We start from the raw sequence: 13100 nt of genomic DNA, 5'->3' as shown, positions 1-13100 counted from the left end.
AAATGATAACTTTAAAATCAGCACGTGAAATCGAAGCCATGGACAAGGCTGGTGATTTCCTAGCTAGTATCCATATAGGCTTACGTGATTTGATTAAGCCAGGTGTGGATATGTGGGAAGTAGAAGAATATGTTCGTCGCCGTTGTAAAGAGGAAAATTTCCTTCCTTTACAGATTGGCGTGGATGGCGCTGTTATGGATTACCCCTATGCCACTTGTTGCTCTCTCAACGACGAAGTAGCCCACGCTTTTCCACGTCATTACATCTTGAAAGATGGCGACTTGCTCAAGGTTGACATGGTACTCGGAGGTCCGATTGCCAAATCCGACCTCAATGTGTCTAAACTCAACTTTAATAATGTTGAGCAAATGAAAAAATACACCCAAAGTTATACTGGCGGTTTAGCTGACTCATGTTGGGCTTATGCGGTCGGTACACCGTCTGAAAAAGTGAAGAACTTGATGGACGTGACCAAGGAAGCTATGTATAAAGGGATTGAGCAAGCAGTAGTTGGAAACCGTATTGGCGATATCGGTGCTGCCATTCAAGAATACGCTGAAAGTCGCGGTTATGGCGTAGTGCGTGATTTGGTTGGTCACGGAGTTGGTCCAACTATGCACGAGGAGCCAATGGTCCCTAACTATGGTGTCGCTGGTCGTGGTCTCCGTCTCCGTGAAGGAATGGTCCTGACCATTGAACCCATGATCAATACTGGTGATTGGGAAATTGATACAGATATGAAAACTGGCTGGGCTCATAAGACTATTGATGGCGGCCTATCTTGCCAATATGAACACCAGTTCGTGATTACCAAAGATGGACCTGTTATCTTGACCAGTCAAGGTGAAGAAGGAACGTATTAAAACGAAAGGAGCTTAGCTCCTTTTTTTGTGTTAAATTTAGTCAAAATAAATAAGCGTAGCAGACTTCTTACAAATTTTTTCTTTTGTAGTAAAATAAGATTAGAATTTTGTGAAAGTAGGTAATTCGTTGGAGTCGATTATATTTCTAGTATCCGTTTTTTTAGCAGGAATCCTGTCCTTCTTTTCACCTTGCATCTTCCCTTTGCTACCTGTCTATGCTGGTATTCTGCTAGATGATCAGGGAAATTCGAAAAGTTTTCGCTTTTTTGGAAGAGACGTTGCATGGTCAGGTTTAATTCGGACCTTGTGCTTTATTGCTGGAATTTCCCTCATTTTCTTTATTTTAGGATTTGGAGCTGGATTCCTAGGGCACATGCTCTATGCTGACTGGTTTCGTTATGCTATGGGGACAGTCATTATCCTTTTAGGCCTTCACCAGATGGAAATCTTGCATTTTAATAGACTGGAAGTTCAAAAGACAGTCACCTTCAAACAATCAAAGTCTAATCACTATCTGTCAGCCTTTTTGCTTGGGATAACCTTTAGTTTTGGTTGGACCCCTTGTATCGGACCAGTTTTGAGTTCGGTCTTGGCTCTTGCAGCTTCTGGAGGGAATGGTGCTTGGCAAGGAGCCTTACTAACCTTAGTGTACACATTGGGAATGGCCCTTCCTTTCCTTGTTTTGGCCTTGGCTTCGGGCTGGATTATGCCCTATTTTAGTAAATTAAAACCCCATATGATCCTACTAAAGAAAATCGGGGGAGCTTTGATTATTTTGATGGGATTATTATTAATGCTAGGGCAGCTAAATGCCTTGTCAGGAATTCTTGGATAAAAGGAGAAAAAGATGAAAAAAGTTATTTTTGCGGGATTTAGCCTCATGTCTTTATTATTGTTGATTGCCTGTGGCGAAAAAGAAACCAAACAAACGGAAAATCCCAAACAGCCTGCTGTACAACAAATCGCAGTAGGAAAGGATGCGCCAGACTTCACCTTGCAGTCTATAGATGGCAAAGAAGTCAAGTTATCAGACTATAAGGGCAAAAAGGTCTATTTGAAATTCTGGGCTTCTTGGTGTGGACCATGTAAAAAAAGCATGCCTGAGTTGATGGAATTAGCTGCCAAGCAAGATCGAGACTTTGAAATCTTGAGTGTTATTGCACCTGGTTTACAAGGTGAAAAAACAGTTCAAGACTTCCCAAAATGGTACCAAGAACAAGGCTACAAGGATATACCTGTTCTATATGATACCCAAGCAACTACTTTTCAAGCCTACCAAATTCGTAGTATTCCAACGGAATATTTGATTGATAGTCAAGGTAAAATCGGAAAAATCCAATTTGGTGCTATTAGCAATGCTGATGCAGAAGCAGCTTTTAAAGAGATGAAATAAAAAAATCGCGAAGAATCGCGATTTTTTTATAGTTTTTCATTGATAAAGCGGATGAATTGATTCCACCAAACTTTTAAGAAGAAGGCTTTTTCTACTTTCTTTTCAGAAACCATTTCAAAAGATGGTTTTTCAGAAGTGAGATAGCCTTGGCCGACCAAATCCTGGTCATCATAGGTTAGATGACCAACAACAGTTTCAGCTTCTAGTGGCGCTGTCTCGGCCTTGGTTTTTGGAGTGAACTGCAGGCTTGATGATGCTCGACTTCCCAATCGTTGTATGACAGTGATATCAGATTTAGCAACAGCAGTTACGGTATCTTCCTTCCCATCAAGTACAGAAACTTTGCTATCTTTGTAGGCCTCTCCCTTCTGGACAATTGTTTTGAGAGCATAATTAGATGTTATATAGTCCAAAAGAGAAGAAGTAGCAGTAAAGCGAGCGTAAGGATTACTGTTTTGCTGGTCAGCGTTTAAGACAACTGTGATGATTCGCATACCTTTTTCGGTAGTTGTTCCAACGAAAGAAGCTCCTGCCTTGTCTGTTGTACCAGTTTTGAGCCCATCAACTCCACCTCGATATGCTGGCATCCCTTCCAACATATAGTTGGTTGAGTGGATTTCAAGTCCTGCAAAGGTAGAAGTTGGCTTTTTGGTGATTTCCAAAACTTGAGGGTAATCTCTGATAAGGTTTCGAGCGATGATTGCAACATCGTAAGCACTTAGTTTGTTTTCCTCATCCTTTTTGGAACCAGGATAGATATTATTTCCAAGTGTTTCGTTATTAAGTCCAGTAGTATTGACAATAGTAGCATCTTGGATGCCCCATTCAAGAAGTTTCGCCCTCATCTTGTCAACGAAGTCTTTCTCTGAACCAGCAATTTTTTCAGCAAGAGCAATGGCTGCACTATTGGCACTTGATACTAGAGTTGCTTCCAATAATTGTTCCACTGTATACTTGCGCGCTTCCATAGGAACATTACTAGCCTCAGAATTGGTTGTAAGTTGGTATGGGTAGTCAGAGATATCAACTGGGGTAGATAGGCTAATGGTCCCTTGTTCCAATGCTTCATAGACTAGGTAGACAGTGAGAATCTTGGTGATAGAGGCAATTTCAACAGCTTGAGTAGCATCTTTTTCGTAGAGAATTTTCCCAGTGTTTGCTTCAACAGCGATGGCATGTTTGGCAGCAACATCAAAATCTTGCGCAGATACAGTAGGAATGGCTGTACCAAAAATGATAAGAGTTAGTAAGGATAAAATTATTTTCTTCATAGTAGTTTTATTCTATCACAAAGCGAAAAAATATTCTCGTTTTTATAGTAAAGCCATCTTATCTTTTTGAAGAATTATGGTAAAATAGAAAGAAGGAGGCGCCTATGTTCCGTAGAAACAAGTTATTTTTTTGGACAACTGAAATTTTACTATTAACTCTTATTTTCTACCTTTGGAGAGAGATGGGAGCAATTGTCACACCTTTTGTGATGGTAGCTAATACCATTATGATTCCATTTTTGCTCGGAGGATTTTTCTATTACCTGACAAATCCCATCGTAACATTTCTAGAAAAGAAATGTAAAGTCAATCGTTTGATAGGTGTGCTCATCACTCTTTGTGCCTTGATTGGTACAATAGTAGTAGGGGTAGTCTACTTGCTACCGATTTTGATTAATCAGTTGACAAGTTTGATTATTTCTAGCCAGAATATCTATAGCCGCTTGCAAGATTTGATATATGATTTATCAATGAATCCAATCTTTCAAAATATTGATATTCAAAAAACCATTCAACAGTTGAATTTATCTTATGTTGATATTTTACAAAATATTCTCAACAGTGTGAGCAATAGTTTAGGCAGCGTTCTTTCAGCCTTGTTTAGTACTGTTTTGATTCTCATTATGACACCAGTCTTTTTGATTTATTTCTTGCTTGATGGTCATAAGTTCCTCCCGATGTTGGAACGAACAGTCCTAAAACATGATAAATTAAACTTCTCCAGTCTCTTGAAGAATTTGAACGCCACTGTCGCACGTTATATCAGTGGAATTGCGATTGATGCTGTCATTATCGGATGTTTAGCCTATATTGGATACAGTACGATTGGGTTGAAATATGCTCTAGTCTTTGCCATTTTTTCTGGTTTGGCAAATCTGATTCCCTATGTTGGACCAAGTATCGGTCTGATTCCTATGATTATTGCCAATGTCTTTACTGATCCGCACAGAGTTCTCATTGCAGTAATTTATATGCTGATTATCCAACAAGTGGATGGGAATATCCTCTACCCTCGTATCGTTGGAGGGGTTATGAAGGTTCATCCAATCACCATTCTGGTCCTTCTCTTACTTTCTAGCAATATTTATGGTGTTATCGGAATGATTGTAGCAGTACCAACATATTCTATCCTAAAAGAAATTACGAAGTTCTTGGCGAAATTATATGAAAATCATAAAGAAGCTAAAGAAAAAGAACTGGAAAAATCAGAATCAATCTAAAAATCAGGGAGACCTGATTTTTTTGATAAAAAGACTTGAGGTTAGACTGGTCAAAAGTGTTTTAAATGATTCTGTTGGAGAAGGAAAAGAATGGGAAATTATGAGATTTAGAATAATTCACAAAATGTGTGTAAAACACTTGCAATTTAGCTGAAATTTGATAAAATAGTAAGGAAAGTTAGACTGTATTGCCTACTGTCTATCTATAAAATATATTTTATTGGAGGCTTTTACTCAAATGGCAAAAGAAAAATACGATCGTAGTAAACCACACGTTAACATTGGTACTATCGGACACGTTGACCACGGTAAAACTACCCTAACTGCAGCTATCACAACTGTATTGGCACGTCGCTTGCCTTCAGCAGTTAACCAACCTAAAGACTATGCGTCTATCGATGCTGCTCCAGAAGAACGCGAACGCGGTATCACTATCAACACTGCGCACGTTGAGTACGAAACTGAAAAACGTCACTACGCTCACATCGACGCTCCAGGACACGCGGACTACGTTAAAAACATGATCACTGGTGCCGCTCAAATGGACGGAGCTATCCTTGTAGTAGCTTCAACTGACGGACCAATGCCACAAACTCGTGAGCACATCCTTCTTTCACGTCAGGTTGGTGTTAAACACCTTATCGTCTTCATGAACAAAATTGACTTGGTAGATGACGAAGAATTGCTTGAATTGGTTGAAATGGAAATCCGTGACCTCTTGTCAGAATACGACTTCCCAGGTGACGATCTTCCAGTTATCCAAGGTTCAGCTCTTAAAGCTCTTGAAGGTGACTCTAAGTACGAAGACATCATCATGGAATTGATGAACACTGTTGATGAATACATCCCAGAACCAGAACGTGATACAGACAAGCCATTGCTTCTTCCAGTCGAAGACGTATTCTCAATCACTGGACGTGGTACAGTTGCTTCAGGACGTATCGACCGTGGTACTGTTCGTGTCAACGACGAAATCGAAATCGTTGGTATCAAAGAAGAAACTCAAAAAGCAGTTGTTACTGGTGTTGAAATGTTCCGTAAACAACTTGACGAAGGTCTTGCCGGAGATAACGTAGGTGTCCTTCTTCGTGGTGTTCAACGTGATGAAATCGAACGTGGACAAGTTATCGCTAAACCAGGTTCAATCAACCCACACACTAAATTTAAAGGTGAAGTTTACATCCTTACTAAAGAAGAAGGTGGACGTCACACTCCATTCTTCAACAACTACCGTCCACAGTTCTACTTCCGTACTACTGACGTTACAGGTTCAATCGAACTTCCAGCAGGTACTGAAATGGTAATGCCTGGTGATAACGTGACTATCGACGTTGAGTTGATCCACCCAATCGCCGTAGAACAAGGTACTACATTCTCTATCCGTGAGGGTGGACGTACTGTTGGTTCAGGTATGGTTACAGAAATCGAAGCTTAATTCGATTTAGTTCCCAGAAGAACAATTATTTAAGTCAGACACTAAAAGAATCTTGCTTGCAAGGTTCTTTTTTTTATTCAATCTGTTTTTGAAGTCCTCTACTATAGCGATATGATAGATTTTTTGATATAATAAAACTTATGGAAATCGAAAAAACCAATCGCATGAATGCACTTTTTGAATTTTATGCTGCGCTTTTGACAGACAAGCAAATGAACTATATTGAACTCTACTATGCTGATGATTACAGTCTTGCTGAGATTGCTGAAGAGTTCGGTGTCAGCCGTCAAGCCGTTTATGACAATATAAAGCGGACAGAAAAGATTCTAGAAGATTATGAGATGAAATTGCACATGTACTCGGACTACATCGTTCGTAGTCAGATTTTTGATCAGATTTTGGAGCGCTATCCCAAGGATGACTTTTTACAGGAGCAGATAGAAATTTTAACAAGCATTGATAATAGAGAATAAGAGGAAGAAAAATGGCATTTGAAAGTTTAACAGAACGTTTGCAGAACGTCTTTAAAAATCTACGTAAAAAAGGAAAAATTTCTGAGGCTGATGTTCAAGAAGCAACCAAAGAGATCCGTCTAGCTTTGCTTGAAGCTGACGTCGCTTTGCCTGTTGTAAAGGACTTTATCAAGAAGGTTCGTGAACGTGCAGTAGGACACGAGGTCATTGATACCCTCAATCCTGCGCAACAGATTATTAAAATCGTTGATGAGGAACTGACAGCTGTTTTAGGTTCTGATACGGCAGAAATTATCAAGTCACCTAAGATTCCGACAATCATTATGATGGTCGGTTTGCAGGGGGCTGGTAAAACGACTTTTGCTGGTAAGCTAGCCAACAAACTCAAGAAGGAAGAAAATGCTCGTCCTTTGATGATTGCGGCGGATATCTATCGTCCAGCAGCCATCGATCAGTTGAAAACACTTGGACAACAAATTGATGTTCCTGTCTTTGCACTTGGAACAGAAGTGCCAGCTGTTCAGATTGTTCGCCAAGGTTTGGAGCAAGCGCAGGCCAATCACAACGACTATGTCTTGATTGATACGGCAGGTCGTTTGCAAATTGATGAGCTCCTCATGAATGAGCTTCGTGACGTGAAAGCATTGGCTCAACCAAACGAAATTCTGCTCGTCGTTGATGCTATGATTGGTCAAGAAGCGGCCAATGTTGCCCGTGAGTTTAATGCTCAGTTGGAAGTGACTGGGGTCATCCTTACCAAGATTGATGGGGATACTCGTGGCGGTGCTGCTTTGTCCGTTCGCCATATCACTGGTAAACCTATCAAGTTCACTGGTACGGGTGAAAAGATCACGGATATTGAAACCTTCCACCCAGACCGTATGTCTAGCCGTATACTTGGTATGGGGGATATGCTCACTTTGATTGAGAAAGCTTCTCAGGAATACGATGAGCAAAAAGCCCTTGAAATGGCTGAGAAGATGCGTGAAAACACCTTTGATTTCAATGATTTCATCGATCAATTGGATCAGGTGCAAAATATGGGGCCGATGGAAGACTTGCTCAAGATGATTCCAGGTATGGCTAACAATCCAGCCCTTCAAAACATGAAGGTAGATGAGCGTCAGATTGCTCGTAAACGTGCCATCGTGTCTTCGATGACACCTGAAGAACGTGAAAATCCTGATTTGTTAAATCCAAGTCGTCGTCGTCGTATTGCTGCTGGATCTGGAAATACTTTTATCGAAGTGAATAAATTCATCAAAGACTTTAACCAGGCCAAACAGCTCATGCAAGGTGTCATGTCTGGAGATATGAACAAGATGATGAAGCAGATGGGCATTAATCCAAATAACCTCCCTAAAAATATGCCAAATATGGGAGGAATGGATATGTCTGCCCTTGAAGGAATGATGGGACAAGGTGGTATGCCAGATATGTCAGCTCTCGGAGGAGCTGGAATGCCAGATATGAGCCAGATGTTTGGTGGCGGACTCAAAGGTAAAATCGGTGAATTTGCGATGAAACAGTCTATGAAACGCATGGCTAACAAAATGAAAAAAGCTAAGAAAAAACGCAAATAAAAAAGGAAAGCTGAAGTGCTTTCCTTTTTGATATAAAATATGTGCTTTCTATGATTAGGCAATTTTCTTAATCGAAAAATTACTAAATAGAAAGAGTGATTTCAAATCCTTGCATCCATTCGGATTTTACTGTAATTTCGATTTTTAAAGCATCTGCTAATTGTTTGACCAGATAAAGACCCATGCCTGTTGATCTTTTCCTTGTGTCTCCCGAGTCTCCTGTAAAGCCTTTTTCAAAGATATGAGGGAGGTCGCAAGCTTTAACTCCGCAACCATTATCCCTAAAAATCAGACTTGTGCGCCCCTTATCCTTTGATATAGAAATACTGAGTTCGGGCTTATCAGAGCTATATTTAAGGGCGTTGGCGAGGATTTGAGAGAGGATAAATTCAAAACTGCGTTGATCGGTGTAGCAGGTTCCTTGTATATTTTCTAGCTGAATCGTAAAATTCTTTTCTTTGAGTAAGGGATCAAAATTTTCCAATAGATCTTGGATACATTCTTCTAGATCAAGATCTTCAAATAGAAAATCATTTTTCTCACTTTTCACCCTGTAATAGAATAGGATTTGTGATACATTTCCTTGGATTTGATTCTTCACATAGTCCAACTTAAACGCTGTATCTTCAGGTAACTGGTCACTTTGGTTGTCCAAAAGGAGGGAAAGAAGCGATAGAGGGAGTTTAATCTCATGCGCCCATTTTTCAACATAGTCCTCGTATTCGGCTAGTAATGAGTTGAGTTTTCCTATTTCAGACTGCTTTTGATAAAGTGTATCTGCCATTTGTTCAATGCTTTCTTTCTCTGAGGCACTTGATAAATGCAATAATTCAAGCTCAGTATCCATCTTGGGATTGGCTATGAAGGCTTTATAGGCAGCGGATTTTTTTCTTTCTTTTCTTATCAGTAGGAATGATAGGATGAAAAAGAGCAGGACGGTGGCTAAAATATAGAGAAGAATGAGGGCTTGAAACATTCTCACATCTGAAAGCCAAAGCAGGACAGCTGTAAATAGATCAAATGCTAAGAGAACAAGTAACCAAGGCAGATAAGTAGCTAGATATTTTAGATTATATTTCATCTGGACTTACCTCTTCTAGCTTGTAACCAATACCTCTGACGGACTTGACTTGAAGGGCAATGCCAGCCTGTTTCATCGCCTTTTTCAGCCTTGCAATATTTACTTGAAGGGCATTCTCATCGATGAACTCAGTTGTATTCCACAGTTTCATGCTTAGTTCTTCTTTTGTGACGACAGAATCAGTTGCCACTAATAAGGTTTCTAACAATTTCCCTTGATTTTGAGGGAGTAAAATCGAATGTCCGTTGATATAAAGGGTATAGGTCTGTCTATCCAGCAGGAAATTATCTTTTTCAAGCAAATTTTGTCTACCTTCATAGCGTTTCAAGATGTTTTCTATACGAGCCAAGAATCTTTCTTTCTTGAAAGGTTTTGTTAAGTACTCGTCAGCCCCTAATTTTAGGGCGTAAATCTCATCTTTTAGTTGTTCACGGGAGGTGAGAACCAATATGGGCACAGAGCGTTTGGACTTGAGATTCTTACAAATTTGGAAACCTGTTTCTCCTGGCAAATTCAAATCCAGTATGATTAGATCCGTATCGTATTGCAGCACTTGCTGGCTTGTATCTTTGAAGTCAGTCAACTTATCAACTTGATAACCCGCTTTCTCTAACAAGATGACAATTTCATCTCGAATCAAGGCTTCATCTTCAATAACCAGAATATGCTTCATATTGGTTCCTCCTTTTCCTAATTTATTCTACCTTATTCTACCTTATTCATCTCTTTTGGGTTCCATTAAGGACAACAAGTATTTGTTGCTATTTTTCTTTACAATTCTGATATAGATGATTTCAAATCCAGCTAAGAGCAGTACTATCAGCATGGCTGTGATAAATTTCTGCCCCATGACCATTCTTGCGCTAGCGGGTACTATTCCTGTGAGGAGGGAGCTCACTCCGAAGCTACTACTGATAAGTGCAAGGGCTATTGGCAGACCGAAATACCAATTGATTTGCTTTTCTGACGATTTACAAAGAGTTTCATAGCTGGCTCCGAGATGGATTAAGGTTTGGTATCGTCTGTAGGATTGTCTCTGACCCATCAAAAATTGAACGCCAATGATTGTATTTGCCACAACAAGGAAGATGATAGCCAGATAGATAGTGATATAGCTGGCAGAGATAATATAAAATAATTGTCTTCCCATATTTTGTATATAGCTTTCATAGCCAAGAGAAGTTTGATTTAGCTTTTCATTCGTATCTGAGATAGCTCTCATCAAGCCTTTTTCCTTGACTAGCTCAGGAGCCAAGATACCGCTGACATAGTTCGAATAGTGACCGTCTGTATAGCTCATAAAGGTCTCATCTGGGACTATGAGGGCAACAGAGAGGGTGATCTCACGATCCGTTACGATTGGTAAAGACTGTACCTCTCCAATCAATTTTACATCATTTCCCATGACTTTGATTTGAGGCTTCGTCTTCAGAACAGAGTTGACGAGACTTTCATCCGGGAGAAAATCTTTCCCCATATACAAGTAGGCTTCCTTGCTAGTTAGTTCTAGAGGAGGGAGATTGGCAGCCTTTCTAAGTTCATTGTATTCGGAAACTGGTATGAGGTGGGAAGTAGTAGACTGTTTAAATTTATGGAGCAAAATTTCCTTGTTCTTGCTGTCTTTTTGCTTTTTCAACTCCTTGATGACCTCTTCGAAGGACACGGACTTGTGTTCTTTAGGGGTACCTACCTTGATTTGCAGAATCTTTGAAAACTGTGATGCTAGTCCAGCAGCTTCAAGCTCTTTTTTTACTGTATTTACATCAAGATTTTCATCTGTTTCCTGCTTACTATCTCTAAATGTATAATCCAATACGTGGGTTTGATTGCCTGAATTGCCACTTGCAATGGCCACACCTGCTCCAAAGAGGCACAAGGCAGAAAAGATTAAGAGGGAGCAGATAGCCAGTATAGTTGAGCGCTGGATAACTAATTCCTGAATCTGTCTAAAATTATAGGCATGAAGTTTTCGATTGTTTCCAAGCTTGACCAAAAAGTCTATAAACAAACGCATACCAAAGAAGAGGAGGATAGTTCCCAGAGTACCCAAGAGAACAGTGATGCCCATGGTGATGACACTCTCCCAAGCTCGTCCACTCATACCCATGTAATAGGCTGTTCCTAGAAGCAAAATTCCGAGGACGGAAGCAAGAAGGTACACACCCTTTGGGAGTAGTTTCTTCATTCCAGAGGGTGAATAGGCAAGCAGATTTCCGATTTCCTTATTGGCCGTCTTTGCACTTAAAAGGACAAAAACAGCTAATTTTACGGCTAGGAAGCCGATGACTGTATAGAGTAGAGCTGTGGTAGATAGAGAAAATTGATGCTCAATAATCCCTAGTCCCACAATTTTAGCAGTTATTAGGCTAATCAATTCTGAAATCAAGATAGAAATAGGAAGGCCTATTCCAAGGGCAAGGACACTGTTTCTCAAATCCTCGAGCAGGAGTAGCAAGAACAGTTTGCTTCTTCGCATTCCCAGTGTGAGATAGACACCGAATTCATGCTTTCTTCTTTCCATCTGCATACTGCTTGCGAAGTAGACTAGAAAAAAGAGAATAAAGAGCGTTGCAACATAAAGAATGGGAATCATGCTAAAGAGTTTATCTACAGCATGACTCTCTATTTGTTTTAGAAATACCATCACATCTTGATGGGACAAAGAAAGGATGATGTAAAAGGAAATAATAGAAAGAACCATGGAACTGAAGTACAAGCCATTATTCTTTCGATCTCTCTTGCTATTTCTTGAAACTAATTTAGAAAACATTGCCATCACCTCCAGCCAGTGCAGCCATGACCTTTAGTATTCTGTGGTAAAAATCTTCCTGACTTTCTCTTGGATAATCGCGTCGGATTTCATGGAATAGTTTTCCGTCTTGGATGAACAAGATGCGGTTGCAAAAGCTGGCTGCGACGGAATCGTGGGTCACCATGAGAATGGTGGTTTCTTCCACTTGATTCATTTCGGATAATTTTTGCATCAAAATGGTTGCATTTTTTGAATCCAAAGCTCCTGTGGGCTCATCCGCAAATACAATCTTAGGGTCTAAAATCAAGGCACGCGCAGCAGCTACCCTTTGCCGTTGACCACCTGATAATTGAGACGGGAACTTATCCAGAAGTTCAGAAATATCCAGATATTGGGAAAGCAATTCTAACCGAACCTTGCTTTCGTTGGCATCTACCTTGTGCAAAGACAAGGGAAGTAAAATATTTTCTTTGGCTGTCAAATTGTCCAAAAGCTCAAAATTTTGAAAGAGGTAGCCGATTTCCTTACCACGATAATCAGCTAATTGACTACCTTTTAACTGACCTAAATCCTTTTCTTGCATTTGAATGGAGCCGTCAGTTGGTTTGATGATAGTAGCGAGACAGTTAAGAAGGGTTGTTTTCCCAGATCCACTACTCCCCATAATCCCTAAGAACTCACCTTTGACAACTTGAAAAGATATGCCGTTCAAGGCCTTGGTGATATTCGGCTCTTTTCCATAATGCTTTGTTAATGATTCTACTCGTAAAATTGTTTCCATGTGAAACACCTCCATCTTTTGTTACTTTCATTATAATATGAATCAGAGTAGAATAACACTTACGGATGATGTAAGAAATCTTTATCGCTGACTTTTATAGTCAGGTTATTTTAGTTATACTTATTATATTATAGCATGGATTTAGGGATTTAAAAAGGGAGTCTCGGAAGATACTCCAATTTAAAAGCAAATGCTATGAGAGAAGAAGTAACCAGAATGGCTGGAAAAGTAGTGGTGAGTGATAATAA

General features: G+C 39.9%; 12 protein-coding genes. 7 read left to right on the top strand and 5 right to left on the bottom strand.

Translation table 11 applies throughout. The annotated features are described in order from the left end of the window. Positions 1–2 precede the first annotated feature (2 nt). The 3 genes from D8802_RS05220 to sdbB all read left to right on the top strand — a co-directional run bounded on the left by D8802_RS05220 (position 3) and on the right by sdbB (position 2256). A complete protein-coding gene (locus D8802_RS05220) occupies positions 3–863 on the top strand; it encodes a methionyl aminopeptidase (protein WP_125395049.1) in 861 nt (286 codons plus the stop codon). Positions 864–990: 127 nt separating this feature from the next. Then, positions 991–1698: a thiol-disulfide oxidoreductase-associated membrane protein CcdA2 gene (gene ccdA2 / locus D8802_RS05215; RefSeq protein ID WP_125395048.1), complete on the top strand. Its 708-nt coding sequence runs from the start codon at positions 991–993 to the stop codon at positions 1696–1698. 12 nt (positions 1699–1710) lie between these two features. Further along, positions 1711–2256 carry a thiol-disulfide oxidoreductase-associated lipoprotein SdbB gene (sdbB, locus tag D8802_RS05210; RefSeq protein WP_125395047.1) on the top strand — a complete coding sequence of 182 codons (546 nt, stop codon included), beginning with the start codon at positions 1711–1713 and terminating at the stop codon, positions 2254–2256. Positions 2257–2282: 26 nt separating this feature from the next. Here the strand turns inward: sdbB and pbp3 are convergent, their stop codons facing one another. After that, positions 2283–3527 (bottom strand): D-alanyl-D-alanine carboxypeptidase PBP3, encoded by a 1245-nt coding sequence (gene pbp3, locus D8802_RS05205; protein ID WP_125395046.1) that lies wholly within the window; start codon positions 3525–3527, stop codon positions 2283–2285. Positions 3528–3631: 104 nt separating this feature from the next. Between pbp3 and D8802_RS05200 the strand changes: the two genes are divergently transcribed. The 4 genes from D8802_RS05200 (at position 3632) to ffh (ending at position 8238) form a co-directional block, all read left to right on the top strand. Then, the gene (locus D8802_RS05200) at positions 3632–4747 is read left to right on the top strand and encodes an AI-2E family transporter (RefSeq protein WP_125395045.1); all 1116 of its coding nucleotides are present in this window, start codon (positions 3632–3634) and stop codon (positions 4745–4747) included. A 238-nt stretch (positions 4748–4985) separates the two neighbouring features. Continuing rightward, the gene (gene tuf, locus D8802_RS05195) at positions 4986–6182 is read left to right on the top strand and encodes an elongation factor Tu (RefSeq protein ID WP_001040719.1); all 1197 of its coding nucleotides are present in this window, start codon (positions 4986–4988) and stop codon (positions 6180–6182) included. A gap of 140 nt (positions 6183–6322) precedes the next feature. Then, positions 6323–6655 (top strand): putative DNA-binding protein, encoded by a 333-nt coding sequence (locus D8802_RS05190; RefSeq protein ID WP_000402066.1) that lies wholly within the window; start codon positions 6323–6325, stop codon positions 6653–6655. 11 nt (positions 6656–6666) lie between these two features. After that, complete coding sequence (ffh, locus tag D8802_RS05185) at positions 6667–8238, top strand: signal recognition particle protein (RefSeq protein ID WP_125395044.1); 1572 nt, start codon at positions 6667–6669, stop codon at positions 8236–8238. Positions 8239–8320: 82 nt separating this feature from the next. Here the strand turns inward: ffh and D8802_RS05180 are convergent, their stop codons facing one another. Genes D8802_RS05180 through D8802_RS05165 form a run of 4 tightly spaced genes read right to left on the bottom strand, consistent with a single transcriptional unit; the run spans position 8321 to position 12852 of the window. After that, the gene (locus D8802_RS05180; protein ID WP_125395043.1) at positions 8321–9319 is read right to left on the bottom strand and encodes a sensor histidine kinase; all 999 of its coding nucleotides are present in this window, start codon (positions 9317–9319) and stop codon (positions 8321–8323) included. Continuing rightward, positions 9309–9992: a response regulator transcription factor gene (locus D8802_RS05175; RefSeq protein ID WP_125395042.1), complete on the bottom strand. Its 684-nt coding sequence runs from the start codon at positions 9990–9992 to the stop codon at positions 9309–9311. The genes D8802_RS05180 and D8802_RS05175 overlap by 11 nt, the downstream gene beginning before the upstream one ends. A 42-nt stretch (positions 9993–10034) precedes the next feature. Next, positions 10035–12089: an FtsX-like permease family protein gene (locus tag D8802_RS05170; RefSeq protein WP_125395041.1), complete on the bottom strand. Its 2055-nt coding sequence runs from the start codon at positions 12087–12089 to the stop codon at positions 10035–10037. After that, positions 12079–12852, bottom strand: a complete 774-nt coding sequence (locus D8802_RS05165; RefSeq protein WP_125395040.1) for an ABC transporter ATP-binding protein — start codon at positions 12850–12852, stop codon at positions 12079–12081. The genes D8802_RS05170 and D8802_RS05165 overlap by 11 nt, the downstream gene beginning before the upstream one ends. Positions 12853–13100 lie beyond the last annotated feature (248 nt).

The organism is Streptococcus oralis (assembly GCF_003943395.1).
GTDB lineage: Bacteria > Bacillota > Bacilli > Lactobacillales > Streptococcaceae > Streptococcus > Streptococcus oralis_BF.
The sequence above is the reverse complement of the archived record's forward strand: the minus strand, read 5'-3'. Positions and strand labels throughout refer to the sequence as shown.

Excerpts from the sequence above, each read along its gene's own strand:
- ffh (WP_125395044.1), top strand. The coding sequence starts at position 6,667 with ATGGCATTTGAAAGTTTAACAGAACGTTTGCAGAACGTCTTTAAAAAT.
- D8802_RS05175 (WP_125395042.1), bottom strand. The coding sequence starts at position 9,992 with ATGAAGCATATTCTGGTTATTGAAGATGAAGCCTTGATTCGAGATGAA.
- D8802_RS05220 (WP_125395049.1), top strand. The coding sequence starts at position 3 with ATGATAACTTTAAAATCAGCACGTGAAATCGAAGCCATGGACAAGGCT.
- tuf (WP_001040719.1), top strand. The coding sequence starts at position 4,986 with ATGGCAAAAGAAAAATACGATCGTAGTAAACCACACGTTAACATTGGT.
- sdbB (WP_125395047.1), top strand. The coding sequence starts at position 1,711 with ATGAAAAAAGTTATTTTTGCGGGATTTAGCCTCATGTCTTTATTATTG.
- pbp3 (WP_125395046.1), bottom strand. The coding sequence starts at position 3,527 with ATGAAGAAAATAATTTTATCCTTACTAACTCTTATCATTTTTGGTACA.
- D8802_RS05165 (WP_125395040.1), bottom strand. The coding sequence starts at position 12,852 with ATGGAAACAATTTTACGAGTAGAATCATTAACAAAGCATTATGGAAAA.
- D8802_RS05180 (WP_125395043.1), bottom strand. The coding sequence starts at position 9,319 with ATGAAATATAATCTAAAATATCTAGCTACTTATCTGCCTTGGTTACTT.
- D8802_RS05170 (WP_125395041.1), bottom strand. The coding sequence starts at position 12,089 with ATGTTTTCTAAATTAGTTTCAAGAAATAGCAAGAGAGATCGAAAGAAT.
- D8802_RS05190 (WP_000402066.1), top strand. The coding sequence starts at position 6,323 with ATGGAAATCGAAAAAACCAATCGCATGAATGCACTTTTTGAATTTTAT.
- D8802_RS05200 (WP_125395045.1), top strand. The coding sequence starts at position 3,632 with ATGTTCCGTAGAAACAAGTTATTTTTTTGGACAACTGAAATTTTACTA.